Annotated in this window: 19 protein-coding genes; 10 read left to right on the top strand and 9 right to left on the bottom strand. The window is 71.3% G+C overall.

Features of this window, described 5'->3' with window-relative positions; all coding sequences use genetic code 11:
* Positions 1-6: 6 nt before the first annotated feature.
* The 6 genes from C6376_RS33075 (at position 7) to pssA (ending at position 6,411) form a co-directional block, all read left to right on the top strand.
* A complete protein-coding gene (locus C6376_RS33075) occupies positions 7-2,055 on the top strand; it encodes a protein meaA (protein ID WP_107446709.1) in 2,049 nt (682 codons plus the stop codon).
* Positions 2,052-3,017 carry a CoA ester lyase gene (locus C6376_RS33070; RefSeq protein WP_107446708.1) on the top strand — a complete coding sequence of 322 codons (966 nt, stop codon included), beginning with the start codon at positions 2,052-2,054 and terminating at the stop codon, positions 3,015-3,017. The genes C6376_RS33075 and C6376_RS33070 overlap by 4 nt, the downstream gene beginning before the upstream one ends.
* Before the next feature lie 5 nt (positions 3,018-3,022).
* Positions 3,023-3,535 carry a MaoC family dehydratase gene (locus C6376_RS33065; protein ID WP_107446707.1) on the top strand — a complete coding sequence of 171 codons (513 nt, stop codon included), beginning with the start codon at positions 3,023-3,025 and terminating at the stop codon, positions 3,533-3,535.
* A gap of 2 nt (positions 3,536-3,537) precedes the next feature.
* Positions 3,538-4,743 (top strand): acyl-CoA dehydrogenase family protein, encoded by a 1,206-nt coding sequence (locus tag C6376_RS33060; RefSeq protein ID WP_107446706.1) that lies wholly within the window; start codon positions 3,538-3,540, stop codon positions 4,741-4,743.
* Between the two features lie 170 nt (positions 4,744-4,913).
* Positions 4,914-5,570: a phosphatidylserine decarboxylase gene (locus C6376_RS33055; RefSeq protein ID WP_057582234.1), complete on the top strand. Its 657-nt coding sequence runs from the start codon at positions 4,914-4,916 to the stop codon at positions 5,568-5,570.
* Positions 5,571-5,592: 22 nt separating this feature from the next.
* Positions 5,593-6,411, top strand: coding sequence for a CDP-diacylglycerol--serine O-phosphatidyltransferase (gene pssA, locus C6376_RS33050; RefSeq protein ID WP_107446705.1), 819 nt, complete (start codon positions 5,593-5,595; stop codon positions 6,409-6,411).
* A gap of 179 nt (positions 6,412-6,590) precedes the next feature.
* Here pssA and C6376_RS33045 read toward each other — a convergent pair whose 3' ends face one another.
* Positions 6,591-7,709 (bottom strand): glycerate kinase, encoded by a 1,119-nt coding sequence (locus C6376_RS33045; RefSeq protein WP_107446704.1) that lies wholly within the window; start codon positions 7,707-7,709, stop codon positions 6,591-6,593.
* 177 nt (positions 7,710-7,886) lie between these two features.
* Between C6376_RS33045 and C6376_RS33040 the strand changes: the two genes are divergently transcribed.
* Entirely contained in the window at positions 7,887-8,387 is a 501-nt protein-coding gene (locus C6376_RS33040; protein ID WP_107446703.1) for an NUDIX hydrolase, read from the top strand.
* Positions 8,388-8,403: 16 nt separating this feature from the next.
* Here the strand turns inward: C6376_RS33040 and C6376_RS33035 are convergent, their stop codons facing one another.
* On the bottom strand, positions 8,404-8,604 hold the full coding sequence (locus tag C6376_RS33035) for a type II toxin-antitoxin system VapB family antitoxin (RefSeq protein WP_107446702.1): 201 nt from the start codon (positions 8,602-8,604) through the stop codon (positions 8,404-8,406).
* Between the two features lie 82 nt (positions 8,605-8,686).
* Here C6376_RS33035 and C6376_RS33030 point away from each other — a divergent pair, with 82 nt between their 5' ends.
* Positions 8,687-9,421, top strand: a complete 735-nt coding sequence (locus tag C6376_RS33030; RefSeq protein WP_107446701.1) for a Sir2 family NAD-dependent protein deacetylase — start codon at positions 8,687-8,689, stop codon at positions 9,419-9,421.
* A 213-nt stretch (positions 9,422-9,634) separates the two neighbouring features.
* Here the strand turns inward: C6376_RS33030 and C6376_RS33025 are convergent, their stop codons facing one another.
* The 5 genes from C6376_RS33025 to lpdA form a co-directional block, all read right to left on the bottom strand.
* Positions 9,635-10,132, bottom strand: coding sequence for a methylated-DNA--[protein]-cysteine S-methyltransferase (locus C6376_RS33025; protein WP_107446700.1), 498 nt, complete (start codon positions 10,130-10,132; stop codon positions 9,635-9,637).
* Between the two features lie 9 nt (positions 10,133-10,141).
* The gene (locus tag C6376_RS33020) at positions 10,142-11,632 is read right to left on the bottom strand and encodes an AlkA N-terminal domain-containing protein (protein WP_107446699.1); all 1,491 of its coding nucleotides are present in this window, start codon (positions 11,630-11,632) and stop codon (positions 10,142-10,144) included.
* Between the two features lie 49 nt (positions 11,633-11,681).
* Positions 11,682-12,167, bottom strand: coding sequence for a hypothetical protein (locus tag C6376_RS33015; protein WP_107446698.1), 486 nt, complete (start codon positions 12,165-12,167; stop codon positions 11,682-11,684).
* Complete coding sequence (locus C6376_RS33010; protein WP_107446697.1) at positions 12,164-13,450, bottom strand: hypothetical protein; 1,287 nt, start codon at positions 13,448-13,450, stop codon at positions 12,164-12,166. Before C6376_RS33010 ends, C6376_RS33015 begins: the two co-directional genes overlap by 4 nt.
* A 132-nt stretch (positions 13,451-13,582) precedes the next feature.
* The gene (lpdA, locus tag C6376_RS33005; RefSeq protein WP_107446696.1) at positions 13,583-14,995 is read right to left on the bottom strand and encodes a dihydrolipoyl dehydrogenase; all 1,413 of its coding nucleotides are present in this window, start codon (positions 14,993-14,995) and stop codon (positions 13,583-13,585) included.
* Between the two features lie 85 nt (positions 14,996-15,080).
* On the opposite strand from lpdA, the gene C6376_RS33000 reads away from it, so the two are divergent.
* Complete coding sequence (locus C6376_RS33000; protein ID WP_107446695.1) at positions 15,081-15,407, top strand: hypothetical protein; 327 nt, start codon at positions 15,081-15,083, stop codon at positions 15,405-15,407.
* A 287-nt stretch (positions 15,408-15,694) separates the two neighbouring features.
* On the opposite strand, the gene C6376_RS32995 is transcribed toward C6376_RS33000, so the two are convergent.
* Both C6376_RS32995 and C6376_RS32990 read right to left on the bottom strand, forming a co-directional pair.
* Positions 15,695-19,639, bottom strand: a complete 3,945-nt coding sequence (locus C6376_RS32995) for a glycoside hydrolase family 2 TIM barrel-domain containing protein (RefSeq protein ID WP_107449334.1) — start codon at positions 19,637-19,639, stop codon at positions 15,695-15,697.
* A 178-nt stretch (positions 19,640-19,817) separates the two neighbouring features.
* Complete coding sequence (locus C6376_RS32990) at positions 19,818-24,092, bottom strand: molybdopterin-dependent oxidoreductase (protein ID WP_107446694.1); 4,275 nt, start codon at positions 24,090-24,092, stop codon at positions 19,818-19,820.
* 453 nt (positions 24,093-24,545) lie between these two features.
* On the opposite strand from C6376_RS32990, the gene C6376_RS32985 reads away from it, so the two are divergent.
* A complete protein-coding gene (locus C6376_RS32985) occupies positions 24,546-26,498 on the top strand; it encodes a M1 family metallopeptidase (RefSeq protein ID WP_107446693.1) in 1,953 nt (650 codons plus the stop codon).
* The last annotated feature ends 298 nt before the right edge of the window (positions 26,499-26,796 follow it).

Raw genomic sequence — 26,796 nt, 5'->3', positions numbered from 1 at the left:
TCATAGATGACTGAGCGTCAGCCCGCCGAAGGACTGCGGGAGAAGGACCGGCCGTGGCTCATGCGCACGTACGCCGGTCACTCCACGGCCGAGGCGTCCAACGAGCTGTACCGGCGCAACCTCGCCAAGGGTCAGACGGGTCTGTCGGTCGCGTTCGACCTGCCCACCCAGACCGGCTACGACTCCGACCACGTCCTCGCCCGCGGCGAGGTCGGCCGGGTCGGCGTGCCGGTGGCCCACCTCGGCGACATGCGCAGGCTGTTCCAGGACATCCCCCTGGAGCAGATGAACACCTCGATGACGATCAACGCCACCGCCATGTGGCTGCTGGCGCTCTACCAGGTCGTCGCCGAGGAGCAGGGCGCGGACGTCACCCTGCTCCAGGGCACGACCCAGAACGACATCGTCAAGGAGTACCTGTCCCGGGGGACGCACGTCTTCCCGCCGGGGCCGAGCCTGCGTCTGACGACGGACATGATCGCGTACACGGTCTCCCACATGCCGAAGTGGAACCCGATCAACATCTGCAGCTACCACCTGCAGGAGGCCGGGGCCACGCCGGTGCAGGAGATCGCGTACGCGATGTCCACGGCGATCGCCGTGCTGGACGCCGTCCGGGACTCCGGGCAGGTGCCGGCCGACAAGTTCGGCGACGTCGTCGCCCGTATCTCCTTCTTCGTGAACGCGGGCGTCCGCTTCATCGAGGAGATGTGCAAGATGCGCGCCTTCGGCCGTATCTGGGACCAGATCACCCGCGAGCGCTACGGCATCGACAACCCCAAGCAGCGCCGCTTCCGCTACGGCGTCCAGGTCAACTCCCTGGGCCTGACGGAGGCGCAGCCGGAGAACAACGTCCAGCGGATCGTGCTGGAGATGCTCGCCGTGACGCTGTCGAAGGACGCACGCGCGCGTGCCGTGCAGCTGCCGGCCTGGAACGAGGCCCTGGGCCTGCCCCGGCCCTGGGACCAGCAGTGGAGCCTGCGCATCCAGCAGGTCCTCGCCCTGGAGAGCGACCTGCTGGAGTACGAGGACATCTTCGCGGGCTCGCACGTCGTCGAGGCGAAGGTCACCGAGCTGGTCGAGGCGTCCCTCGCGGAGATCGGGCGGATCCAGGAGATGGGCGGCGCGATGGCCGCCGTCGAGTCCGGCTACCTGAAGTCGCAGCTGGTCTCCTCGCACGCCGAGCGGCGCGCCCGCATCGAGTCGGGCGAGGAGAAGATCATCGGCGTCAACGTCTTCGAGACGACCGAGCCCAACCCGCTGACCGCCGACCTCGACACCGCGATCCAGACGGTCGACCCGGCGGTGGAGGCCCGGGTCGTCGCCTCCCTGCAGCACTGGCGCGACACGCGGTACCAGCCGCCCTTCAACCACCCGCGTCCGTGCAAGGCGCTGGAGAAGCTGAAGGAGGCCGCCAAGGGCACCGCCAACCTCATGGAGGCGACCCTGGAGTGCGCCCGCGCCGGCGTCACGACCGGTGAGTGGGCCGGGGCGCTGCGCGAGGTGTTCGGCGAGTTCCGCGCTCCGACCGGCGTGTCGTCGGCGCCGGTGGCGGTCCCGGCGGAGGAGGGCTCGGCCATGGCCGACGTCCGCCGCAGGGTGGACCTGACCGCGAAGGACATGGGTGTCGGCAAGCTGCGCTTCCTGGTCGGCAAGCCGGGCCTGGACGGGCACTCCAACGGTGCCGAGCAGATCGCCGTGCGGGCCCGCGACGCCGGGTTCGAAGTGGTCTACCAGGGCATCCGGCTGACGCCCGAGCAGATCGTGGACGCGGCGCTCGAGGAGGACGTGCACGCCGTCGGCCTGTCCATCCTCTCCGGATCGCACGCCCAACTGGTGCCGGACGTCCTCGAACGGCTGCGTGTGGCCGGTGCCACAGACATCCCGGTGATCGCCGGTGGCATCATCCCGAATGGAGACGCCGAGCAGCTCCGGGCCGCCGGCGTGGCCGCGGTCTTCACCCCGAAGGACTTCGACATCACCGGAATCATCGGCCGCATCGTCGACGAGATCCGCAAAGCGAACAAGCTCGACCCCCTGGAGGTCCCCGCATGACCACGCCCGTCAACCGTCTGCGTCCGCGACGCTCCTGCCTCGCGGTGCCCGGGAGCAACCCCCGCTTCCTGGAGAAGGCACAGGGCCTCCCGGCGGACCAGGTCTTCCTGGACCTCGAGGACGCGTGCGCGCCGCTCGCCAAGCCCGAGGCCCGCCACACCATCGTCAAGTTCCTCAACGAGGGCGACTGGACCGGCAAGACGAGGGTGGTGCGCGTCAACGACTGGACGACCGAGTGGACGTACCGCGACGTCGTGACGGTGGTCGAGGGGGCCGGACCCCACCTCGACTGCATCATGCTGCCGAAGGTGCAGAACGCCCAGCAGATCGTCGCCCTCGACCTGCTGCTGACGCAGATCGAGAAGACCATGGGCTTCGAGGTCGGCCGCATCGGCATCGAGGCGCAGATCGAGAACGCCCAGGGCCTCAACAACGTCAACGAGATCGCGCAGGCCTCCCCGCGCGTCGAGACGATCATCTTCGGCCCGGCCGACTTCATGGCGTCGATCAACATGAAGTCGCTGGTCGTGGGCGAGCAGCCGCCCGGCTACCCGGCGGACGCCTACCACTACATCCTGATGAAGATCCTGATGGCCGCCCGCGCCAACGACCTCCAGGCGATCGACGGCCCCTACCTGCAGATCCGCAACGTGGACGGCTACCGCGCGGTCGCGCAGCGCGCCGCCGCGCTCGGCTTCGACGGCAAGTGGGTGCTGCACCCGGGCCAGGTCGAGGCGTCCAACGAGATCTTCTCCCCGTCGCAGGAGGACTTCGACCACGCCGAGCTGATCCTGGACGCCTACGACTACTGCACGTCCGAGGCGGGCGGCAAGAAGGGCTCGGCGATGCTCGGCGACGAGATGATCGACGAGGCCAGCCGCAAGATGGCGCTGGTCATCTCCGGCAAGGGACGGGCGGCCGGGATGCGGCGCACGTCGAAGTTCGAGATCCCGGAGGCCTGAGCGCGATGCAGTTCGGACGCACCTACGAGGAGTTCGAGGTCGGGGCGACGTACAAGCACTGGCCGGGAAAGACGGTCACCGAGTACGACGACCACCTGTTCTGTCTCCTCACGATGAACCACCATCCGCTCCACATGGACACGAACTACGCCGAGAAGACGACCGACTTCGGCAAGAACGTCGTCGTGGGCAACTACATCTACTCGCTGCTGCTCGGCATGTCCGTGCCCGACATCTCCGGCAAGGCGATCGCCAACCTGGAGATCGAGTCGCTGCGGCACGTGGCCCCGACCTTCCACGGCGACACGCTGTACGGCCAGACGACCGTGCTGGACAAGTGGCCGTCGAAATCGAAGAACGACCGCGGCATCGTCTACGTCGAGACCAAGGGCTACAAGCAGGACGGCACGCTGGTCTGCGTGTTCCGCCGCAAGGTGATGGTGCCGACCGAGACGTACATCAAGGAGCGCGGCGGCGAGCAGCCCGGCCGCCCCGAGCTCAGGGAGCAGGAGAAGTAGCCATGGCACGACTCGCCCAGACCGCCGGTCTGACCGACATCCAGCAGGAGATCCTCTCCACCGTCCGCGACTTCGTGGACAAGGAGATCATCCCGGTGGCCACCGAGCTGGAGCACCGCGACGAGTACCCGCAGCAGATCGTCGACGGCCTCAAGGAGTTGGGCCTGTTCGGTCTGATGATCCCCGAGGAGTACGGCGGTCTGGGCGAGTCACTCCTCACCTACGCCCTGTGCGTGGAGGAGATCGCCCGCGGCTGGATGTCGGTCTCCGGCATCATCAACACCCACTTCATCGTGGCGTACATGCTCAAGCAGCACGGCACGCAGGAGCAGAAGGACCACTACCTGCCGCGCATGGCGGCCGGCGACATCCGGGGCGCGTTCTCGATGTCGGAGCCGGGTCTCGGCTCGGACGTGTCGGCGATCACGTCGAAGGCCGTGAAGGACGGCGAGGAGTACGTCCTCAACGGCCAGAAGATGTGGCTGACGAACGGCGGTACGTCGTCCTTGGTGGCCGTTCTCGTGCGAAGTGACGAAGGACACCCCGAGGGCACGGCGCCCCACAAGTCGATGACCACCTTCCTGATCGAGAAGGAGCCCGGCTTCGGCGAGGTCCGCCCCGGCCTGACCATCCCGGGCAAGATCGACAAGATGGGTTACAAGGGGGTCGACACCACCGAGCTCATCATGGACGGCCTGCGGCTTTCCCCCGATCGCGTGCTCGGCGGGGTCACCGGCCGTGGTTTTTACCAAATGATGGACGGCGTCGAGGTGGGCCGCGTGAATGTCGCGGCACGTGGCTGCGGCGTCGCTCAGCGTGCCTTCGAGCTGGGCGTCCGGTACGCCCAGCAGCGCCACACCTTCGGCAAGCAGATCGCCCAGCACCAGGCCATCCAGTTCAAGCTGGCCGAGATGGCTACCAAGGTCGAGGCCGCGCATGCGATGATGGTGAACGCCGCACGCAAAAAGGACTCCGGAGAACGAAACGACCTCGAGGCAGGGATGGCGAAGTACCTCGCATCCGAGTACTGCAAGGAAGTCGTGGAAGACTCCTTCCGTATCCACGGGGGCTACGGTTTCTCCAAGGAGTACGAGATCGAGCGCCTCTACCGCGAGGCCCCGATGTTGCTGATCGGTGAAGGCACTGCCGAAATCCAGAAAATGATCATCGGGCGCCGGTTGCTCGAGGAGTATCGGTTCCAGGGCTGATTGTCCGCGTTGGGGGTGTTTTCTTCGAGAAGAAGGTCACACCCCGTCAACTTCCCTGTCCCGTCGACTCGGCTTCCTGACTTACCCAGTTGTGGCCCCGAACCGCTACGATCGCGGAAAGCCGCCGTCCCCCCGTCGAAGCGCGGCATCATCCGCTACGAAGGTCATCCATGCCCCACAGCCAAACCTCTGCACACCGCGACAGCCTGGTAGGCGCACGCCTCGCGCGCGGAGCATCGCCGTGGCTTCTGCCGACCGTCGCCACCGCAGCCGTCAGCCTCCTGCGCGCCCGCCGTTCGGGAGCGGCCAAGGCCGTCGCCGTGCCCGCCACCGCTCTCGCGGCGGGCATGCTGTGGTTCTTCCGCGACCCCGAGCGAGAGATCGCGGAGGGCCGGGTCATCTCCCCCGCCGACGGTGTGGTGCAGAGCATCATGCCGTGGAAGGACGGGCGCACCCGGGTCGCGATCTTCATGAGCCCGCTCAACGTCCACGTCAACCGCGCGCCGCTGGCCGGCACCGTGACGTCGGTCGAGCACATCCCCGGCGGATTCGTGCCGGCGTTCAACAAGGAGAGCGAGAACAACGAGCGCGTCGTCTGGCACTTCGACACCGAGCTCGGTGACATCGAGATGATCCAGATCGCCGGAGCCGTGGCCCGCCGCATCGTCCCCTACATCCCCGAGGGCACGAAGGTCGAGCAGGGCGAGCGGATCGGCCTGATCCGCTTCGGCTCGCGCGTCGACATCTACCTGCCCGAGGGCGTGGACGTCGCGGTCGAGGTGGGGCAGAAGACCGTGGCAGGGGTGACTCGCATTGACCGTGATTGACCCGGAGACCCAGGCGGGCTGGGTGCCCGAGGCCGACGAGGTGGACGACGAAGAGGAGATGCCGCTCTCTCTGCGTCTGTCGATAGCGGACACGCTCACCCTCGGCAACGCCACATGCGGCTTCATGGCGGTGTACTTCACCACCACCGGCATCCTGATCCCGCACCTCACCGGCAGCCAGGAATCCGGCATGGCCCGCCACAGCGCGGCCACGGCGGTCATCCTGATGCTCTGCGCGGCGATCTTCGACCTCTTCGACGGCCTGGTCGCGCGCAAGCTGCGCTCCTCCCCGATGGGCGCGGAGCTGGACAACCTGTCGGACCTGATCAGCTTCGGTCTGGCGCCGGCGTACTTCGTCCTGGTCTACGGCATGGTCGCCGACGACGCCCACCAGCGGGTGGCGGCGGTCGGCGCGATCGTGGTCCTGCTGGCGGTGGTGCTCAGGCTGGCGAGATTCTCGTGCGTCACCGTCAAGGACGGCACCTTCCAGGGCATGCCGTCTCCGTTCGGCGCGCTCACGGTCGTCTCGATCGTCCTGCTCGGCCTGCCGTTCGAGGCGACCCTGATGGCCATTCTGGGCACCGCCTGGCTGATGGTGAGCCGGGTCGAGTACCCGAAGCCGCGTGGCCGCCTCGCCGGTGCGGTGCTCATCTGGATCGTGCTGTCGATGGGCCTGCTGGCGGCCTGGGCGTTCGACGCCCCGAGCGGTCAGCTCCTGCTCCAGACGGGCTGCGCTTTGCAGCTGGTCATGGGCGCGGTCATCCCGCTGTTCGCCACGGCCCGCCGGGTGAACAACTTCCGCGGCAACCGGCGCGAGGCCCGCGCGGGGCAGCTGCCGTAGCGCACCCGCGGTCCTACGACGGCGAAGGGGCCCGAACCTCACGGTTCGGGCCCCTTCGCCTTTCTGCCAGTGCGCGCGCCGTCACCGGCCGGACCGGGAAGTCGTTCCGGCGGACCGGGTAGGTCGTTCCGGCGGACCGGGAAGTCGTTCGGGTGGGACCGGAGAGTCGCCGTCGCCGGTCAGCTCAGGAAGTCGCGGCCGATCCGCTCCGCGACGCGTTCCAGGATCGGTCCGGCATCCGCGATGCACGTGGCGACGTCCGGCTCGACGTCGGTCAGCGGATACGCCCGGCGGATGCCCGCCCGGCCCAGCTCCACCGGCGGCAGCGCGAGGCGGCCGCAGACGGCGACGACCTCCTTGCCGGCGGCCCGGGCGGCGGCGGCGACACCCGCGGGCGCCTTGCCGTGCAGGGTCTGCTCGTCCAGCGAGCCCTCCCCGGTGATCACCAGCTCGGCCCGTTCGAGCGCCGGCGCGAAGCCCAGCACGTCGAGCATGACCTCGATGCCGGCGCGGAAGCGGGCGCCCACCAGCAGCGCCCCGTAGCCGATGCCGCCCGCCGCCCCCGCGCCCGGCGCGTCGGCGTACTCGGCGGCCCGCGGCCCGACCGACGCCTCGATCACGCGCGCGTAGTGCGCGAGCGCCGCGTCCAGCGTGTCGACGTCGGCCGGCGAGGCGCCCTTCTGCGGCCCGTACACCGCCGACGCGCCCTTGGGCCCGGTCAGCGGGTTGTCGACGTCGCTCGCCAGCACCAGTTTCACCGCGGCGAGGCGGGGGTCCAGCGCGGACAGGTCGGCGCGGGCCAGCCGCGCGAGGCCGCCGCCGCCCGGAGCCACCGGCTCGCCGTCCTCGTCGAGGAACCGCGCGCCGAGCGCCGAGAGCATGCCCGCGCCGCCGTCCGTGGTCGCGCTGCCGCCGACGCCGAACACGATCGTCCGCACACCCGCGTCGAGCGCGGCCCGCAGCAGCTCGCCCGAGCCGTACGTGGACGCCGTGAGGGGGGTGAGGACGCCGGCCGGGAGCCGTTGCAGTCCGCTCGCCTCCGCCATCTCCACCACCGCGGTGTCGCCGCGCACCGCGAACGCGGCCGTCACCTCCTGGCCGAGCGGACCGGCGACCCGCACCTCCCGGCGTGCGAACCCGGCCGCCACCGCAGCGGCCACCGTCCCGTCGCCGCCGTCCGCGACGGGCAGGGCCGCCACCTCGACGTCCGGCACGGCCCGGCGCAGCCCGGCCGTCACCCGCTCGGCGACCTCCACTGCCGTCAGCGAGCCCTTGAACTTGTCCGCGGCCACGAGCACCCGTCGGGTGCCCTGCCGTGCAGCGTCCGCCACCTTGCCATCCCTTGCTCTCCGGGCCCCGCGCACGTCAGGGCCAGTCGCGCCGTTGTGACCTTAACCTCAGCGGGCCCGTGCCGTCATGCGGTGCCCGGCCGTCGGACCCGGCCGGGCGCCGGTCCCGCCGCGTACCCTTTCCGGATGACCGCCTCCAGCACGCCCGACCGCACGGCGTACATCGCCTCCCTGCCCCGTGTCCTGGCCGGCGCGGCCGCCGTGTTCCGCGACGCTCAGGGGCGGGTCCTGCTCGTCGAGCCGAACTACCGGGCCGGCTGGGCCCTTCCGGGCGGCACGATCGAGTCCGACGGGGGCGAGAGCCCCCGGCAGGCCGCGCGACGCGAGACGCTCGAGGAGATCGGGCTCGACCGTGAGCTCGGCCGGCTGCTCGCGGTGGACTGGGTGCTCGGCCCGGACCGTCCGCCGCTGGTGGCGTACGTGTACGACGGCGGCGTCCTCCGCGAGGACGACCTCGGGGCGATCCGGCTGCAGGAGTCGGAGCTGCTGTCCTGGCGGCTGGTGCCGCGCGAGGAGATCACCGGCCATCTGCTGGGCGCGCTGGGCCGCCGCGCACTGGCCGCGCTGGACGCCCTGGCCGACGGCTCGGTGACGGCCGAGCTGGAGAACGGCCGTCCCGCACGCTGACCTGCGGCGAGGCCGCTCACCCCTCGACGTCGCGCTGCCTGCCGTCCACGTCCCGCAGCGCCTCGTCGCGGGCCGCGGTACGGGCCTCCGTGCGGTGACCGCGTGCGATGTAGTCGCGCACGACCAGCTCGACGGCGTCCTGCGGACTGCCCACACCGGTGAGCACCATGACCTCGACGACGAGTTCGGCGTCGAGCGAGACGGATACCTTGGCCATGCCGGGAAGGTAGCACCGGCCACTTCGCCCCGGGCGGGTAATACGCTCGCGGCCACCGAAGACCCGCCCTACGCTCGAACACATGAGCAAGCCTCTTGTCGCCATCCTCAGCGGTGCCGGCATCTCCACCGATTCCGGCATCCCCGACTACCGCGGTCCGAACGGGCTGTGGCGGCGCGATCCGCAGGCGGAGAATCTGGTCACCTACGAGTACTACATGGGTGCTGCGGAGATCCGGCGGCGCTCGTGGCAGATGCGGCGCACGAGCCGGGCGCTGAAGGCCGAGCCGAACGCCGCGCATCTGGCCGTCGCCGAGCTGGAGAGGTCCGGGGTCCCCGTGCGGGTGATCACCCAGAACGTGGACGGGCTCCATCAACTCGCCGGCGTGCCCGCCCGCAAGGTCCTGGAACTGCACGGCACCGCCCGCAGCGTCGTGTGCACGAGCTGCCGCGCCCGCGGGCCGATGGAGGACGCCCTCGCCCGCCTGGAGGCCGGCGAGGAGGACCCGCCCTGCGCGCAGTGCGGCGGGATCCTCAAGTCGGCCACCGTCATGTTCGGTGAACGGCTCGACCCGGTCGTCCTCGGCCAGGCGCTGGCGATCAGCAAGGCGTGCACCGTGTTCATCGCCGTCGGCACCAGCCTGCGCGTCCAGCCCGCCGCGGGACTCGCCGGCGTCGCCGCCGATCACGGAGCCCGCCTGGTCATCGTCAACGCCGAGCCGACCCCGTACGACGACATCGCCGACGAGGTGATCCGCGAGCCCATCGGCACCGCCCTGCCCAAGCTCCTGCGCAGCCTGGAGAAGGAGAGCGCGTAGCGCGCCCTGCGGGCGGCGCGGCTTCGTGAACGCCCTCACCGGCGGTGCCGTGACGGTGGATGCTTCCGCCGCTGCCGCCGGGGGGCGGCGGCCGAAGCGGCACGGCCATGAGCGGTCAGGGCCATCAGCGGTCAAGGGGCGTGAGCGGGCGGGGGCCACGACCGGTGAAGGGGCATCGCCGGTGGAGCTGCACGGCCGGTACAGGCGGGCGCCCTAGAACAGGGTCCGCTCGGCCGCCGTGGCTCCGTTCTCGAAGTCCAGCAGACGGCGTTTGCGGTGCAGGCCGCCGCCGTAGCCGGTGAGGCCGCCGCCGGCGCCGATCACGCGGTGGCAGGGCACGATGATGCCGATGGGGTTCCGGCCGTTGGCGAGGCCCACCGCACGGGAGGCGCCCGGGCTGCCGAGGGCTTCGGCGAGTTCGCCGTAACTGCGGGTCTCGCCGTACGGGATCGCCCGCAGACCGGCCCACACGCTGCGCTGGAACGGGGTTCCGTGCAGGCGCAGTTCGAGGGTGAACTCCGTCAACTCGCGCGCGAAATAGGCCGCCAGCTGCTCCTCGGCGGCGCCGAAGCGCCGGTCGTCCCGGGAACCGAAGTCCTCCTCGGGCGGCCGGTGGCGCTGGTCGGTCATGTAGAGGCCGCACAGGACGCCGTCGTCGGCGACGAGGGTGAGCGGGCCGTACGGGCTGTCGATGATCGTGTGCTGCTTCACGGAACGTCCTTATACCGGAAGGAAGTTGATCGGGTGGCTGTCGGTCGCCCAGAGGTACTGGACGGCGTACGCGCGCCAGGGGCGCCAGGCCGCCGCCCGTGCGGTGAGCGCCGCGGGCGTGGCGGGCAGGCCCAACTCCTCGGCGGCACGCCGGATTCCGAGGTCGGTGGGCAGGAAGGCGTCGGGGTCGCCGAGGGCGCGCATCGCGATGACGTCGGTGGTCCAGGGACCGAAGCCGGGCAGCGCGAGGAGCCTCGCGCGGGCCTCGGGCCAGTCGCTCTCCGCGCCGAGGCGCAGGGTACCGGCGGCGAGTTCGCGCACCAGGGTGGTGAAGGTGGTGCGGCGGGTGCGCGGCATGGCGAGCGACCCGGGATCGACCTCGGCCAGGGCCTCGGGGCTGGGGAAGAGGTGCGTGAGGCCGCCTTCGGGATCGTCCACCGGGTCGCCGTGGGCGGTGACCAGACGGGCGGCGTGGGTGCGGGCCGCCGCGGTGGACACCTGCTGGCCCAGCACGGCGCGGACGGCGAACTCCGCCTCGTCGACCGTGCGCGGCACCCGTCGGCCGGGCGCCTTGTCCACCAGGGGCGCGAGCAGCGGGTCGGTGCGCAGCTGGTCGTCGACGGCGACCGGGTCGGCGTCCAGGTCCAGCATCCGCCGGCAGCGGCTGATGGCCACGGTGAGATCGCGCAGGTCGCTGAGGGTGAGACGGCAGCCGATGTGGTCGGGGTTCGGGGTGAGCGCCACCACGCCGTGCCCGTACGGCAGCCGCAGCGTGCGCCGGAACGCGCCGTCCCGCCACTCCTCCACGCCGGGGACGCCGGTCGCGGCCAGATGCCCGAACAGGTTGTCGGGGTTGAGGGGGGTGCGGAAGGGGAGGCGCAGGACGAGCGTCCCGGGCGTCGCCGGGTGGACGGGGGCGTCCTTGCGCGGGACGCGGGCGCGCAGTGCGCTCGGAGCGAGGGCGAAGACCTCGCGCACGGTGTCGTTGAAGGTGCGCACGGAGGCGAAGCCGGCGGCGAACGCGACGTCCGCCATGGGGAGTGCGGTGGTCTCGATGAGGAGGCGGGCGGTCTGGGCGCGCTGGGCGCGGGCCAAGGCGAGCGGTCCCGCGCCGAGTTCGCCCACGAGCTGACGTTCGATCTGGCGGGTGCTGTATCCCAGCCGGGCGGCGAGTCCGGGTACGCCCTCGCGGTCGACGACGCCGTCCGCGATCAGCCGCATGGCCCGCGCGACCAGGTCGGCCCGCCGGTTCCACTCCGGGGAGCCGGGGCTGGTGTCGGGCCGGCAGCGCTTGCAGGCGCGGAAGCCGGCCTGCTGGCAGGCGGCGGCGCTCGGCCGGAACACCATGTTCTCCGGCTTGGGCGGTACCGCCGGGCAGCTCGGCCGGCAGTAGATTCCGGTGGTCAGGACCGCCGTGAAGAACCAGCCGTCGAAGCGCGCGTCCTTGGACCGGACGGCGCGCACACAGCGTTCGCGGTCGGTGTGCATCCCGTTCTGCATGGGTCCAGCATCGTCCGGGGAGCGCGCGGGCGCTGGCGGGAATCCGACATCAACGTCGTGCGCCCGGCGCCGCTCCGCGCTCCTGCCAGGAGACCAGTGACCAGATCACGAAGGCGTCGATCGCCATGACGACGACCGACCACAGGGGCTCGTACGGCAGGAACAGGAACTGCAGGACGAGGCTCAGCGCGGCCAGGAAGACACCGGTGAAGCGGGCCCATGTCATCCCTCTGAGCAGGGCCGCGCCGGTCGCGGCGGCGAGGAGGCCGAGCGCGAGGTGGATCCAGCCCCAGCCGGTCAGGCTGAGCTCGTAGACGTAGGAGCCGATACGGGCGTACACGTCGTCCTCGGCGATGGCCGCGATGCCCTGGAGGACGGCGAGCACGCCGCCGCAGAGCATCAGGACGCCGGCGAAGACGATGCCGTCGCCGAGCCGCCCGTGGCCCGGTTCCGGCGGGCGTGACCCGCCGCGCGGCGCGGACCAGGCGGTGCCGATCTCACCGTGCGGGTCGCCGGCCGGGGGGTGCGCGCTCATGCGGGGAGGTCCTTTCGCCGGGGCGGGACGGCGAGGAAGTCGACGACCGCGAGCGCGAAGAGCAGGGCGAGGGCGAGACCGACGACGACCCAGCCCGTCGGATAGGGCCACAGGAGGAAGGCCAGGACGGCTCCCGCGGCCAGGATCCACGTGATCCAGGTGCGGTAGCGGTCCACGAACGGCCCCACGGGGCCGGTGCGCATTCCGGCGTGGTCGGCGGTCGTGCGCACGGCGCCGATGCCCGAGTGCCACAGCCGCCGTGCCAGTGCGGCGTGACGGCCGGGCCCGGTCAGCCAGGCGGCGAGGGCCACCACCACGCCGAGGGCGACCACCGACCGCACGGAGGTGCGCAGGAAGCGGACGAGCGTGTCGTACACGGACCCGGCGGCCGGCTGGGACACGCCGGCGGGCAGGGCGTCCAGGTAGACGACCCGGAAGACGGTCAGCGCGACACCCAGGAGGAGGGTGGCGAAGGCGAAGCAGAGCGCGGCGACGATCAGGACGCGGCGGCGGTGCGTCGACAGCAGGACGCCGGCCGCGACCAGCAGGACCGCGACGACGGGCAGCCAGAAGCCCACCAGTTGCAGCACCCGGAAGTACGTCTTGACCTTGCCGATGTCCTCGGACCTGACGAGGGTGAAGTCGGTGTGGATCTCGGGGATCTTGCCCGCGACCGTCATGCCGGAGTCGACGAGGCGTTGCTTGACCTGCTCGACGACGGGCGCGAGATCGAGTGTCACCGTGTCGTTCTCGATCTTCACCGCGCCGCCGCCGCTGCCCGTGAGCGCCTTCTCGACGGAGCTGTGGATCCTGCGGTTGGCGTCGGTCCAGATCTTCTGGAAGGCGTCGGAGGCGACGATCGCCTGCGCCTTGTCGTGCACGAAGCTGCGGACGGCGTCCTCGAGCGAGGGGCCGAGCCTGCCGAGGGCCTTCTCCAGCAGGGGCCGCTGGGCGGGGGCGGCGTCCTGGAGGAGCGCGGTGAGGTCGATACGCTCCATCAGCGCGTCCGTGACGCGGCCTGCGACCGCGTTCTGGACGTCCTTGTCGGCGGCCAGCGGGCGCACGGTGTCGACGTAGCGGTCGGTGTCGCCCACGATGCTGGACGTCCAGGCCGCCACCAGGCCCAGCGGGGCCAGGACGCAGCCGAGGACGATGAGGACGACCGCGAAGACCGAGCGGACCCGGTGGTGGGCGGGCGGACGGCTGCGCTCCGCCTCCAGTGCCGCGACGCGGGCCCGGAGCGTCTCCAGCTCCGCGTCGGCGGGAACACCGCTGTCGGCCATGCCGCACTTCCTCGCCGTCGGTTGCGCCGGGCCCGGGTGGGGCCGGTCGGTGCCAGCACAACGCGGCCGGGCGGCGACGGCGAGCGCGGCCGGGCCGTTCGGGTGAACGACCCCGCCGCCCGTGTCGACCGCCTACATGTTGATCATGTGTCCGGCCAGTCCGTGCACCGCCTCCTTGACGGCCTCGCCCAGCGTCGGATGGGCGTGGACGTTGCGGGCGACCTCGTGGACGGTGAGGTCCCACTGCTGGGCCAGCGTGAGCTCGGGCAGGAGTTCGGTGACGTCGGGGCCGATGAGGTGGCCGCCGAGCAGCTCGCCGTACTTGGCGTCGCTGATCAGCTTCACGAAGCCGGTGACGTCGCCGAGGCCGTGCGCCTTGCCGTTCGCGGTGAAGGGGAACTTCGCCACCTTGACGTCGTGGCCGCGCTCGCGGGCCTGGGCCTCGGTGTAGCCGAAGCTGGCGATCTGCGGCTGGCAGTAGGTGGCGCGCGGGATCATGGCGTAGTCCAGCTCCATGGTCTCCGCTCCGGCGAGGGTCTCGGCGGCGACGACGCCCATCGCCTCGGCGGTGTGCGCGAGCATGAGCTTCGCGGTGACGTCACCGATGGCGTAGATGTGCGGGACCGAGGTGCGGCAGCGGCCGTCGACGTCGATCGCGCCGCGTTCGGTGACCGCGACCTTGGTGTTCTCCAGGCCGAATCCGGTGACGTTCGGGGCGAAGCCGATCGCCTGGAGGACCTTGTCGGCCTCGAGGACCTGCTGGGCGCCGTCCTTGCCGGTGACGGTGACCCGCACCCGCGGACCGGACTCGTCGATGGACTCCACGCGCGTCGACGTGAGCACGTCGATGCCCAGCTTGCGGTACTGGCGGGCGAGTTCGGCGGAGACCTCGACGTCCTCCAGGGGCGCCATACGGTCCAGGAACTCGACGATCGTGACCTTCACGCCGTAGTTGTGCAGGACGTAGGCGAACTCGATGCCGATCGCCCCGGCGCCCGCGACGACGATCGACTGCGGGAGGTCGTCGGCGAGGATCTGCTCCTCGTACGTCACCACGCGGGCGGTGCGCCTGGTGCCGGGAAGCAGTCTGGGGGTGGCTCCGGTCGCGATGATGCAGCTGTCGAAACCGATGGTGCGGGTTTCCCCGTCCGCCCCGGTCACCGTGAGGGTGTGGTCGTCCACGAACGTGCCGCGGCCGTGGAGCTCGGTGATCTTGTTCTTCTTCATCAGGTAGTGGACGCCCTTGACCCTGCCGTCGGCGACCTTGCGGCTGCGGCGGTAGGCCTCGCCGTAGTCGAAGGAGACCTGTCCGTCGACCCTGATGCCGAAGGTCTTCGCCTCGCGGGTGAAGATGTGGGCGAGTTCGGCGTTGCGCAGGAGGGCCTTGGTGGGGATGCAGCCCACGTTGAGACAGACGCCGCCCCAGTACTTCTCCTCGACTACGGCAACGCGCTTGCCCAGTTGGGCGGCGCGGACCGCGGCGACGTAGCCGCCGGGGCCGGCGCCGAGGACCACGACGTCGAAGCGTTCGTCCTGCTCGGCCATGGGAGGTTTCCTTTTCCGTGGAATGCGTGACGGGTGATGCGTCGTTCCCGTCCGATTCTTCCGTGTCGCCGGGGAGAATGCGTGAGTGATCGACCACTGTTGTGACGCGATGAACACTCAGGTGAATCAGCGGTGCGAGGTGCACCCCGACCCTTTCGCGTGTCCGGACGCGCTGGTGCGGTTCGTGCCCAGGTTCCGGGAGTACGGACTGATCGTCCATGACGGGGGCACCGCGACCGTCGGGATCGCCCACTGCCCGTGGTGCGGGGCGGGGCTGCCCGCATCGCAGCGGGACCGGTGGTTCGACGAGCTTCAGGCACGGGGAATCGACCCGTGGGAGGACGAGGTTCCTCCGGAGTTCGAGGACGAACGGTGGCTGCGGGCGGACCGCGGCGGTGCTGCGGCCGGGTGAGCGGACCGGTGGGGCACGGTCACCGCCCGGTGCGCGATGACCGTGCCCCACCCTGCCGCTCTGCCCGCCTCCGGCGCCGGCGGCGTGACCGGTGTTACCGGGCCTTGCCGGTGTTACCTGGCCTTGCCCGTGTTTCGGTTCTTGCCGGTGTTTCGGTTCTTGCCGGTGTTACCTGCCTTTACCGGTGTTTCCAGTGTTTTCCCGTGCTCCCGGCCCTTGCCGGCGTTACCAACCCGTGCCGGTGTTTCCGGACCGTCCCGGGGTGCCGGTGGTGCTGAAACCGATTGCTACGTCGTTGCCGTGGGCCGCCGCGAGGCCTTCGTCGCCTCGGTGACGTCCGTCAGCGGCCGCAGCCGGTAGGTGTACGCGTAGTCGCGGTCGGCGAACAGCTTGTACTCGTCGTGCGTGTGCGCACCCCAGCTGTTGTCCCCGCCGACGCCCATCTGCCGGTGCGCCAGGCGCAGGACGACCTCCTTGCGCGCGGTGAGCTGGTAGTCGTGCCGGGCCCCGACCGACAGGTCCTCGGGGGTGAAGTGCGACGCGTTGACCTCCAGGAGCGGCTCACCGGAGACGAGCAGGCCGTTGCCGTCGTCGTCGGTGAGGGCGACCCAGCGGACGTCCGTCCTGTTGCCGTTCTCCTGCGGTCGCAGATAGGAGGTCCACTGCCCGGTGACGGTGCCGGAGTACAGGCCGACGTCGGTGGCGTCGTTGCGGTCCCAGTGGTTCTCCTCGGGGCCGCGTCCGTAGTAGTGCAGATTCTCCAGGCTGCCGGGCAGCAGGAGCAGGGTTCCCACCTCGGGGATGTAGGGCAGCGAGGCCGCGCCCGGGTGCAGGGTGTTGTCGACTTTGATCTCACCGTTTCCGAAAACGGTGTAGGTGGTGGTGTACGTCGACTCCGTCGTGGTGGGCAGGGTGCCGACGACCTTGATCTCGACGGCCCGGTCGCGCAGGGCCCGCACGGTCACACCGGTCACCCGGCGACGGGCGCCGGCGTCGCGCCAGGTCTGGTTGCGGGTGTGCTGGCCGTTGCCGCGGTCGTTGTCGGTCGGCGCCCGCCAGAAGTTGGGGGCGGGCCCCGAGGCCAGCAGCCGGACGCCGCCGGCCCGGTAGGAGCTGATCAGGCCCGTCCTCTTGTCGACGACGACCGAGAAGCCGCGGCCCGTGACGGTGACCGACCCCGCGCCGTCCTGACGGGCGAGTGCGGGGACGGAGCCCAGCGGCACAGGGGTGACGGCGGGGCTGCCCGCGTCCACGGCGATCTGCGCGCGGGCCGCCTCGAAGCCGGCCTTCGCCCACTTCGTGCTCCGGCTGGTGGTGAACGACAGCTGCAGGAAGTACTCCGCGCCCGGTGCCGGCCGGGCCGGCAGCCGGAACGGCACGGTGATCTCCTTGCTCGACAGCGGCGCCACGTCCAGCTGGGCGCGGCTGAGCCGTCCGTGCTGCACCACCTTGCCGTCCGCCACCAGCTCCCACCGTCCGTCGTACTCACGGAGGTTCGTGAAGAGGTTCTCGTTGGTGAGCGTGAGCGCCGCGCCCGGGGCGAGCCGGGCGCCGGCGGCGGGGGCCGCGCCGATCGCCTGGTAGATCCGCTTGACCTCGGCGGACTTGCCGGTGAGCCCGCGGTCGGCGGTGACGATCCCGTCGCCGGAGAACGCGCCGTCGTTGGGGTTGTCGCCCCAGTCGCCGCCGTAGGCGTAGAACGTCCTGTCGCGGGGCCGCTTCTCGCCGAAGCCGACGGTGGCGGCGTCGAACCAGAAGCGCACGCCGTCGTCGCCGGGCCCGCGGCTGTCGGAGGCCAGCTCGGCCGCGCTCAGCGCGCGGGCGTACACCCGGGCCCGTCGCACGGTTCCGCTGAACTCCCGGGTGGGGTTGTCGACGTCGGTGGCCAGGGAGAGCGGTGCGGTGTTGACGGCAGGGCGCACCGAGGTGGTCCGGGTGGCCCGGACGGAGCCGTCGACGTACAGCGTCAGGGTGCCCGCCGCCGCGTCGAAAACGCCCGCGACGTGGTGTTCGGCACCCGTCCATCCGGCCGGCAGCGCCCAGCTCGCGGCGGCCCACTGTCCGCTGCCGTAGATGAAGAACTCCAGCGTCCTGTCGGTCTGTTTCAGTGCGTAGTGGGTGTCGCCCTTGGCGAGGATCGGCTGGTGGTTGCCGGTCACCTTCGGGGTCGCCCAGGCTTCCAGGGTGAGGGACCCCGTGAGGTCGAGCCCCGTGTCACGGGCGAAGACGGTGCCGCCGAAGACGCCCTTGTCGCGGCTGAAGCCGCCGCTGGGGGCGATGACCTCACCGCGCAGCGCGGCGGGGCCGGACTCGGTGAACAGCTTGCGGGCGGGGGTGGGCCAGGTCAGTGCCTGATCGACGAAGTCCCAGATCCAGCCGCCCTGCAGTACGTCGTGGCGGCGCACCAGGTCCCAGTATTTCCTGAAGTTTCCGCTGGAGTTGCCCATCGCGTGGGAGTACTCGATCATCACGTACGGCCGGGTGTCGGCGGTGTCCTTCGCCCTCGCCTCGACGCGGGAGGGACTGTCGTACATCTCGGAGCGGATGTCGCTGATCCCCGGGCGGTCGTCGCCCTCGTACTGGATGACGCGCGTGGTGTCGTACGAGCGGATCCAGTCGTGCATGGCGTTGAACGTGGTGCCGCCGCCGGCCTCGTTGCCGAGCGACCAGATGACGACCGAGGCGTGGTTCTTGTCCCGGTGGACCATGTTCTGCGCACGGGCCACGCAGGCCGTCGTCCACTCGGCGTGGTCGCCGGGGTACTGGCCCCGGATGCCGTGGGTCTCGAGATTGGTCTCGTCGACGAGGTACAGGCCGTACTCGTCGGCGAGTTCGAGCCAGTGCGGGTTGTTGGGGTAGTGCGAGGTGCGGACGCTGTTGATGTTCAGCCGTTTGATGATCCCGATGTCCTCGACCATGTCGGCGCGGGTGAGAGCCGAGCCGTGCCGGGGGTGCATCTCGTGCCGGTTGGTGCCCCGGAACGAGACGGGCCGGCCGTTGATGCGCATGAGGCCGTCCCGGAGCGCGAACTCGCGGAAGCCCACCCGGTGGGAAAGGATTTCGATCACCTTTCCGGCGGGGTCCCGCAGGCGGAGCACGGCCGTGTAGAGGTTCGGCTGTTCGGCCGACCACAGGCGCGGCGTGGCCACGGCCTTCGCGGCCCGGACGGTGCTCTCCTCCCCGGCGGCGAGGGCGACGGCCTGGACCAGCGGTCTGGGCCACACCGGGTGGCCCTTCGCGTCGTACAGCTGGGTCTCGACGGCGTACCGGCCCGCGCCCCCGCCGCCGTAGTCCCGCACGCTCGCGGTGACCGACAGCTCGGCCGCCCGGTAGTCGTCGCTCAGCGGGGTGTCCAGCCGGAAGTCGCGCAGGTGCACGGCGGGCGTGGAGTAGAGGTAGACCGAGCGGAAGATGCCGCTCAGCCGGATCATGTCCTGGTCCTCCAGCCAGTCGCCGTCGGAGTAGCGGTAGACCTCCACGGCGATCTGGTTGACGCCCTCCTCGAGGTGCGCGGTGATGTCGTACTCGGCCGGGTCGTAGGAGTCCTCGTGGTAGCCGACGAGCGTCCCGTTGATCCATACGTAGTGGGCGGACTTGACGCCCTCGAAGTGCAGGAAGGTCCGCCGTCCGGACCAGCCGCGCGGGAGCGTGAAGGTGCGGCGGTACTGGCCGACGGGGTTGTAGCGGGTGGGTGCGGCGGGCGGCTGCGCCTCCTCGCCCAGGCCGTTGGGGCCCCACCAGGGGTAGGTGATGTTGACGTAGATCGGGCGGTCGTAGCCGTGCAGCTGCCAGGCGGAGGGCACGGGGAGGGTGTCCCAGCCGCGGTCGTCCAGGTCGGTGCGGTAGAAGTCGGCGTCGCGGTCGTCGGGACGTTCGGCATGGGCGAACTTCCAGACCCCGTCGAGACTGAGCCGATACGGCGAGCGCGTACGGTCGGCCGCCAGGGCCTGGGTGAGGTCGGCGTAGGGCATCAGGGTGGTGTGCGGGGCCTCGGCGCCCAGCCGGAAGACGTCGATGCGGCCGTTCCATTCGGGGGCGCCGGCCGCCCCCGTCGCCTCGGACGGCACGGCCGCGCGGGCGGCGGTGGGCGCGGACAGGGCGAGCGCGCCGAGCACGGCGGCCGACCCTTCGAGCAGCCGGCGGCGGCTGACGGCCGTCCGCGGGAGATGGTCCGGCTCCGCCCACCGGGGGCGGTCCGGCCGGTCCATGGGTGACACGTGCGGGTGTGACATGACCACGACCTTCCTCGGGGCGATCCGTGCGGCTGTGCACGGACCGAGGTGTGTCAGATCGTGTCCAATCCTGTTGATAAAACGAACATAGGCGCGCCGCGATGGCCGAATTTCAACTCTCTTCGGCGCAACGTCACTTGGTGCACGCGCGGCACACGCGCTCTTCTGGTGACTTGCGTCAATAGACGTCGCGCACGTATCGCTTGTCGGTGGCGAGCTGCTTCACATAGGCCGCCGCCTCCGGCTCGCTCAGACCGCCGTGCACGACCGCGACGTCGCGCAGGGCCTGGTCGACGTCCTTGGCCATCCGGGAGGCGTCGCCGCAGACGTAGAAGTGCGCGCCGTCCCGGAGCCAGGACCACAGGTGGGAGCCGTGCTCGCGGATCCGGTCCTGGACGTAGACCTTGGCGCGCTGGTCGCGGGAGAAGGCCGTGTCCAGGCGGCTGAGGACGCCGTCGGCCCGCAGGGCGGTCAGCTCCTCCTCGTAGTAGAAGTCCGTCGCCCGGTGCTGCTCGCCGAAGAAGAGCCAGTTGGGGGCCCGGTGGCCGCGCGCCCGGCGCTCCTCGAGGAAGCCGACGAACGGCGCCACTCCGGTGCCAGGACCGACCATCACCATCGGCGTCGAGGCGTCGGCGGGCGGCCGGAAGTGCGGCGAGCGCTGCACGTGGACGGGGACCTCGGCGCCGGGTGCGGCATCGGCGAGGAAGGGCGAGCAGACGCCCTGGCGGGGGCGGCCGGCCAGGTTCTCGTAGCGCACGACGGAGACGGTGAGCGAGACGAGGTGGGGGTCGGTCAGCGGGCTGGACGAGATGGAGTACAGGCGCGGTTGCAGCCGCCCGAGGACGTCAGTCCACTCCTGGGCGTCGGCGCGGACGCCGGACTCGGTCGCCAGATCGACGGCCTGCCGGCCCCAGGACCACTTCGCCAGCTCGTCCTTGTTGTCCGGGCGCAGCAGTTTGCGCAGCTCGCGCGGGTCGCGGGTGCGGTCGGCCGTGAAGCGCAGCAGGGCCGGGGTGATCCGGGTGATGTCGAGATGGCGCAGCAGGGCCTCCCCGAGCGCCGTCTCCCCGACCCCGTTCACCTGCACGCGCGCGTGCGCGTCGAGTCCTGTGACGGCCAGCCACTCCGCCACCAGGTCCGGGGAGTTGAGCGGCCGGACGCCGAGCGCGTCGCCGGCCTCGTAGACGAGGGGGGTCTCGCTGTCGCGCGTGTCGAAGGTGAAGCGCCGGACCTCCTTGCCGGAACCGGGCAGGCTCAGCAGCCGGTTGCCGGTGAGCCGGGCGGTGACGGGAGCGGGACGCCTGGAGCGGGCGGGAGCGGCGGAGGGGGCCGCGACGGCGGACGGCGACGCGGGCCCGGCGGCGGGGGCGGCGGCACGGGCGGCGTCCGGCGCACCGGTGGCGGCGGGAAAGGGGGCGGGAGCCGGCGCGGGTGGCGTGCCGGGGACCGCGGGCAGGAGTTCCGTGGCGTCCTTCAGGGCGGTGAGCACCTGGTCGAGCCAGAGCTCCGCCTCCGTCTCGTAGTCCGGTTCGCAGTCGGTGCGCGGGGTCAGCCGGACGGCGCCGAGCTCGTCCATACGGCGGTCCAGGCGCCGGCCGTGTCCGCAGAAGTCGTCGTAGGAGGAGTCCCCGAAGGCGAGGACGGCGTAGCGGCGGCCCGCCAGGCGCCCGGTGTCCAGCGCGTCCAGGCCGTCCCAGAAGCCGGCCCCGTTGTCGGGCGCGTCGCCGTCGCCGAAGGTGCTGGTGATCAGCAGCAGGTCGGCGTCGGAGGGCAGGGCGGCCGGGTCCGCCTCGTCCATCGCGACCAGGGCGGCCGGGTGGCCGCCGGCGGACAGGCGTGCGGCGGTGGCTGCGGCGAAGTCCTCGGCGGTGCCGGTCTGGGAGGCCCACAGGATCACGACCCGTCGGGCCGGGTCCGCGGGCGGGGCGGTGGTGGTGCGGGAGTACATGCCCGCGAGGGTGCCGTTGACCCACAGCGCGTGCTCGGGGCTGAAGGGGGCGTCCGGCGGCAGGACCGGCACGCCCGGGGCGCCGGCCGGGATGCCGGCGAGGAAACCGACCAGGTAACGCCGTTCGCGTTCGGTCAGCACCGGCGGCGGTGCGGGATCGAGGCCGAAGACGGCGGCGGCGGAGGGCTGGACCGCGGTGGGGACGAGAGCGGCGGGAGGGGCCGTCGGCGTGCCGGGCGCGGAGGCCGGGCCGAATGCCGGCAGTGCGGCGGGAACGAGAGCGGCGGGTTCCGCTGCCCGGGCGGCCGGGGCCTCGGTCGCCGGAGAAAGCACGGTAACCGGTGTCGAGACCTTCGTCAGCGAGACCGCGCACACCTTGAGCTCGGGCTGGAAGGACAGCGGGTCGACGGCGTCGCTGGTGACCGCGTTGACGCTGAGGTACTCGCCGAACAGGTCGTTCCAGTGGAACGGGGCGAAACAGGATCCGGGCAGCACCCGGTCGGTGACGACGGCCGGCAGCACGGCCCGCCCGCGCCGTGAGGCGACCTCCACGGAGTCGCCGTCGGCGAGGCCGAGCGCGGCCGCGTCCTCGGGGTGCACCTCGACGAACGGACCGGGGTCGAGCTTGTTCAGCTTGGCCACCTTGGCGGTCTTCGTCAGGGTGTGCCACTGGTGCTGCAGACGGCCGGTGTTGAGCACGAACGGATAGTCGTCGTCGGGCATCTCGGCGGGCGGGACGTGCGGGCGCGGATGGAAGACCGCGCGGCCGGAGGCCGTGGGGAAGGTGAGCGTGCCGTCGTCGTTCACGTACCGGACCGGGTTGCGGTCAAAGCCGTCGGCGGTGCCGGCGGGCCACTGGACCGGGGCGACGCGCAGTCGCTCGTACGTCACTCCACGCAGGTCGTAACCGGTTGCCGGGTTGTACGCCCGCTTGATCTCCTCGAAGATCTCCTCGGCGCTGTCGTAGGAGAAGCCGCTCTCGTAACCCATGGCGCGGGCGACGGCCGCGATGAGCCGCCAGTCGGCCGTCGCCTCCCCCGGCGGGTCGGCGGCGGGACGGGCGAGGGTGAGGTTGCGCTCGCTGTTGATGAGCACGCCCTCGGTCTCGGTCCACAGCGCGCCGGGCAGGACGACGTCGGCGTACGCGTTGGTCTCGGTGTCGGCGAAGACGTCCTGCGCGACGACGAACTCGGCCGCCTCCAGACCCTCGATGACCGTCCTGCGGTTGGCCACGGAGGCGACGGGGTTGGTGCAGATGATCCAGCAGGCCTTGATCTCGCCGTCGGCCATCTTGCGGAACATCTCCACGGTGCCCTTGCCGACGCCGTCCGCCCTGACCGTGCCCGCAGGCAGACCCCACAGGTCCTCGACGAAGGCGCGGTCGGCGTCGACGAGGACCGAGCGCTGGCCGGGCAGCCCCGGGCCCATGTAGCCCATCTCGCGGCCGCCCATGGCGTTGGGCTGGCCGGTGAGGGAGAAGGGGCCGCTGCCCGGCCGGCAGATCGCGCCGGTGGCGAGGTGGAGGTTGATGAGCGCGTTGGTGTTCCAGGTGCCGTGCGTGGACTGGTTGAGGCCCATGGTCCAGCAGCTGGTCCACTCCCCCGCCTCACCGATCGTCCGGGCCGCCTCGCGCAGGTCGGCCTCCGGGATGCCGGTGATCCGCGCGACGGTCGCGGGCGGGTAGTCGGCGAGGAACCCGGGCATCTCCTCCCAGCCCTCGGTGAACCGGGCGACGAACTCCGGGTCGGTGTGGCCGTTCTCGTGCAGGAGGTACAGCAGTCCGTTGAGGAGGGCGAGGTCGGTGCCCGGCCTGACCTGGAGGAACAGGTCGGCCTTCGCGGCGGTGGCGGTGCGCCGCGGGTCGACGACGATCAGTTTCGCACCCGCTTTCACCCGTTCCATCATCCGCAGGAAGAGGATGGGGTGGCAGTCGGCCATGTTGGAGCCGATGACGAGGAAGACGTCCGCGCGATCGAGGTCGTCGTAGGAGCCGGGCGGGCCGTCGGCGCCCAGGGACAGCTTGTAACCGGTTCCGGCGCTTGCCATGCACAGCCGGGAGTTGGACTCGATCTGGTTGGTCCGCAGGAAACCCTTGGCAAGTTTGTTGGCCAGGTACTGCGCTTCGAGGCTCATCTGGCCGGACACATAGAGGGCGACCGCGTCGGGACCGTGCTCGTCGACGACGGCCCGCAGCCGCCGGGCCGTCTCGGCGACCGCCGCGTCCACGGAGGCGGGCTCCGGCTCCTCGCCGCGGTCCTGGCGGACGAGGGCGGTGGTGAGCCTGCCGGGCGCGGCGAGCATGTCGGCGGTGGTCGCGCCCTTGGTGCACAGCCGTCCGGAGTTCGCCGGGTGCTGTTTGTCTCCGGAGGCCTTCAGCACCGTACGGCGTCCGTCCGGCCCGAAGCCGATGTCGAGGATCATGCCGCAGCCGACGCCGCAGTAGGAGCAGACCGTGCGCACCTTCGTCTCGGTCGCGCTGTCGGTCCGCGGGTCCGGCACGGCCACGGGCGCCCCCTTCCTTCTGACGATCGGCCTGGCGAGAGCCTCTCCAAGCCTCTGCGACGGTACGAACCGTGCATTACGCAGGTGTCTCCCCGACCCGCCACCGGGAGTTAAGCCCGGCGCACAGCGCAGGGCGGACGGATGTGAGCGGACGGCGGACGGGGGCGTGAGCGGACGGCGGACGGGGGCGTGAGCGTAGCCGAAGCGGTCGGGTGAGCGGTGGGGCGGCCCGTGTCCGCGCAGGCGGCGGGCCCCGGAGGAGGGCGAGGTCGCGGCCGAGGAGCGGGGGCGCCGCGTCCGGTTCCGGTACCGACCCTTTGCCCGCCCTGGATGGCATGCCCGCGTCAGATCTGTCACGCTTCCGGCAACCGTCGCGCACCGCCCCGCGGCTCACCCACACCGCCGGGGACAGCCACCGAGCAGGCCGCAAAACCGGCCGTCGCAAAGGAGCAACGCGTGAGACCCACCCCCCGCAGGACGCTCGCCGCAGGCGCGCTCGCCCTCGCCGCACTGGCGGCCGTCTCGCTCCCCGCCGCACCTCCGGCAGCCGCCGCACCGGACGAGGCCGCACCCACGGGCGCCTTCGCCGGCTCCGCACCGCGGGGCGTCGCGTCAGCACCCGGCACGTCCACCCGCGCCCCGGCCGACGGCGCGGCCTCGGCGGCCGCCGTCTGCACACCGGCCCAGGCCGTCGTCAACGGTGGCTTCGAGAGCGGCACGTCGCCGTGGACCCAGTCCTCGACCAGCGTGATCACCAGCCGTACCGGGCAGAGCGCCCACAGCGGCACCGCCTTCGCCTGGCTGGGCGGGGTCGGCAGCACGCACACCGACACCCTCGCGCAGAGCGTCGTCATCCCCTCCGGGTGCGCCTCCGCCACGCTGACGTTCTGGCTGCACGTCGACACGACCGAGACGACCTCGTCCACGGCGTACGACAAGCTGACCGCCAAGATCGGCACAACGACCCTGGCCACGTACTCCAACCTCGACAAGAACACCGGCTACGTCCAGAAGTCGTTCGACGTGTCGGCCTTCGCCGGGCAGACGGTGAGTCTGTCGTTCACCGGAACCGAGGACTCCAGCCTTCGGTCGAACTTCGTCCTCGACGACATCGCGCTCGACACCTCCGGCGACACCACGCCGCCCGCCGACTCCGTCCGCACCCCGGCGGCCCCGTCGTACACCGTCAGTCTGACCGGCAACACCGCCGGCACGGTGTGGACCGGACACGAGAGCGCGACCTTCACGAACGCCTCCGCGACCGCGCTCACCGAGGTGTACCTGCGGCTGTGGGACAACTACCACGGCACGTGCGCCGCAATGCCGATCACGGTCGGCAACGTCACCGGCGGCACCGCGGGCGCCCTCTCGGTCGGCTGCACGGCCCTCCAGATCACCCTCGCGGCGCCCCTGGCCCAGGGGCAGAGCACCACGCTCGGCTTCGACCTCGGCATCACGGTGCCCAGCGGCGCCGACCGGTTCGGCCACGACGGGGCGTTCAGCTTCATCGGAAACGCGCTGCCCGTGCTGGCGGTGAAGGACGGCGCGGGCTGGCATCTGGACCCGTACACGAACAACGGCGAGTCGTTCTACTCCCTGGCCGCCGACTTCAGGGTGACCCTCGACCACCCGAGCACCCTGCTCGTGCCGGCCACCGGCACCTCCGTCGACACCGCGGGATCCAGTGGCCGCACCATCACCACGGCGACCGCTTCCCGGGTGCGGGACTTCGCGTGGGCGGCCGGCCCGTTCAGCAGGATCTCCGGCGCCTCGGCCGCCGGCACCCCGATCAACGTCTACTCCGTCTCCGGCATCAGTTCGGCCGACGCCCAGTCGATGCTCACCACCGCGAAGACCGCGGTGGACGCCCACTCCTCCCGCTTCGGCGCCTACCCCTACGGCGAGCTGGACGCCGTCATCGACAACAGCTTCTGGTTCGGCGGCATGGAGTACCCCGGCTTCGTCCTCGACCTGGTCAGCACCACGGCGCTGACCCATGAGATCGGCCACCAGTGGTGGTACGGGATCGTCGGCGACGACGAGTACACGAGCCCGTGGCTGGACGAGTCGTTCACCGACTACGCCACCGACCTGGCGCTGGGCAAGACCGGCAGCGGCTGCTGGAACAGCGTGTCCTGGGCCTCGTCGGCGGAGAAGATCACCAACTCGATGGCCTACTGGGACACCCACTCCTCGCGGTACTCCACCGTCGTCTACGGCTACGGCAAGTGCGCACTGCACGACCTGCGGCGACTGATCGGCGACACCGCGATGGCCAAGTTGCTGAAGGACTACGCCACTTCCCACTGGTACGGCGTCTCGACCACGGCCGAGTTCAAGGCGGCCGCCCGGGCCGCCACGACCACCGACCTGACGTCGTTCTGGACCACGCACCGCATCGACGGCTGAGCAGCGGCCGGGGCCGTCGGCCGGACGACGGCCCCGGCCCCGCCCCCACTTTGGCGACGACGGCAGAGGCATCGGCGGCCGACGACGGGCGACGGCTGCCGCGCGCGGACTCCGCCCGGCCCGGGATTCCGCCCGGGCCCGGTCGGCCCGGACTCCGGCCGCAGCCCCGACCCCGTCAGGGAAGCGGACGAACTTGATCCCCCGACTGCGGGTAGGACACGTCCGGTCGGCAGATCCGCAGATCCGCCCGGACGGCGTGGGACGTGTCGGCCGGTCTGCCGATCCGCCCGGACGGGAG

The organism is Streptomyces sp. P3 (genome assembly GCF_003032475.1).
In the GTDB taxonomy this organism is placed as follows: Bacteria; Actinomycetota; Actinomycetes; order Streptomycetales; family Streptomycetaceae; genus Streptomyces.
This window is presented reverse-complemented; position numbering and strand designations above follow the sequence as displayed.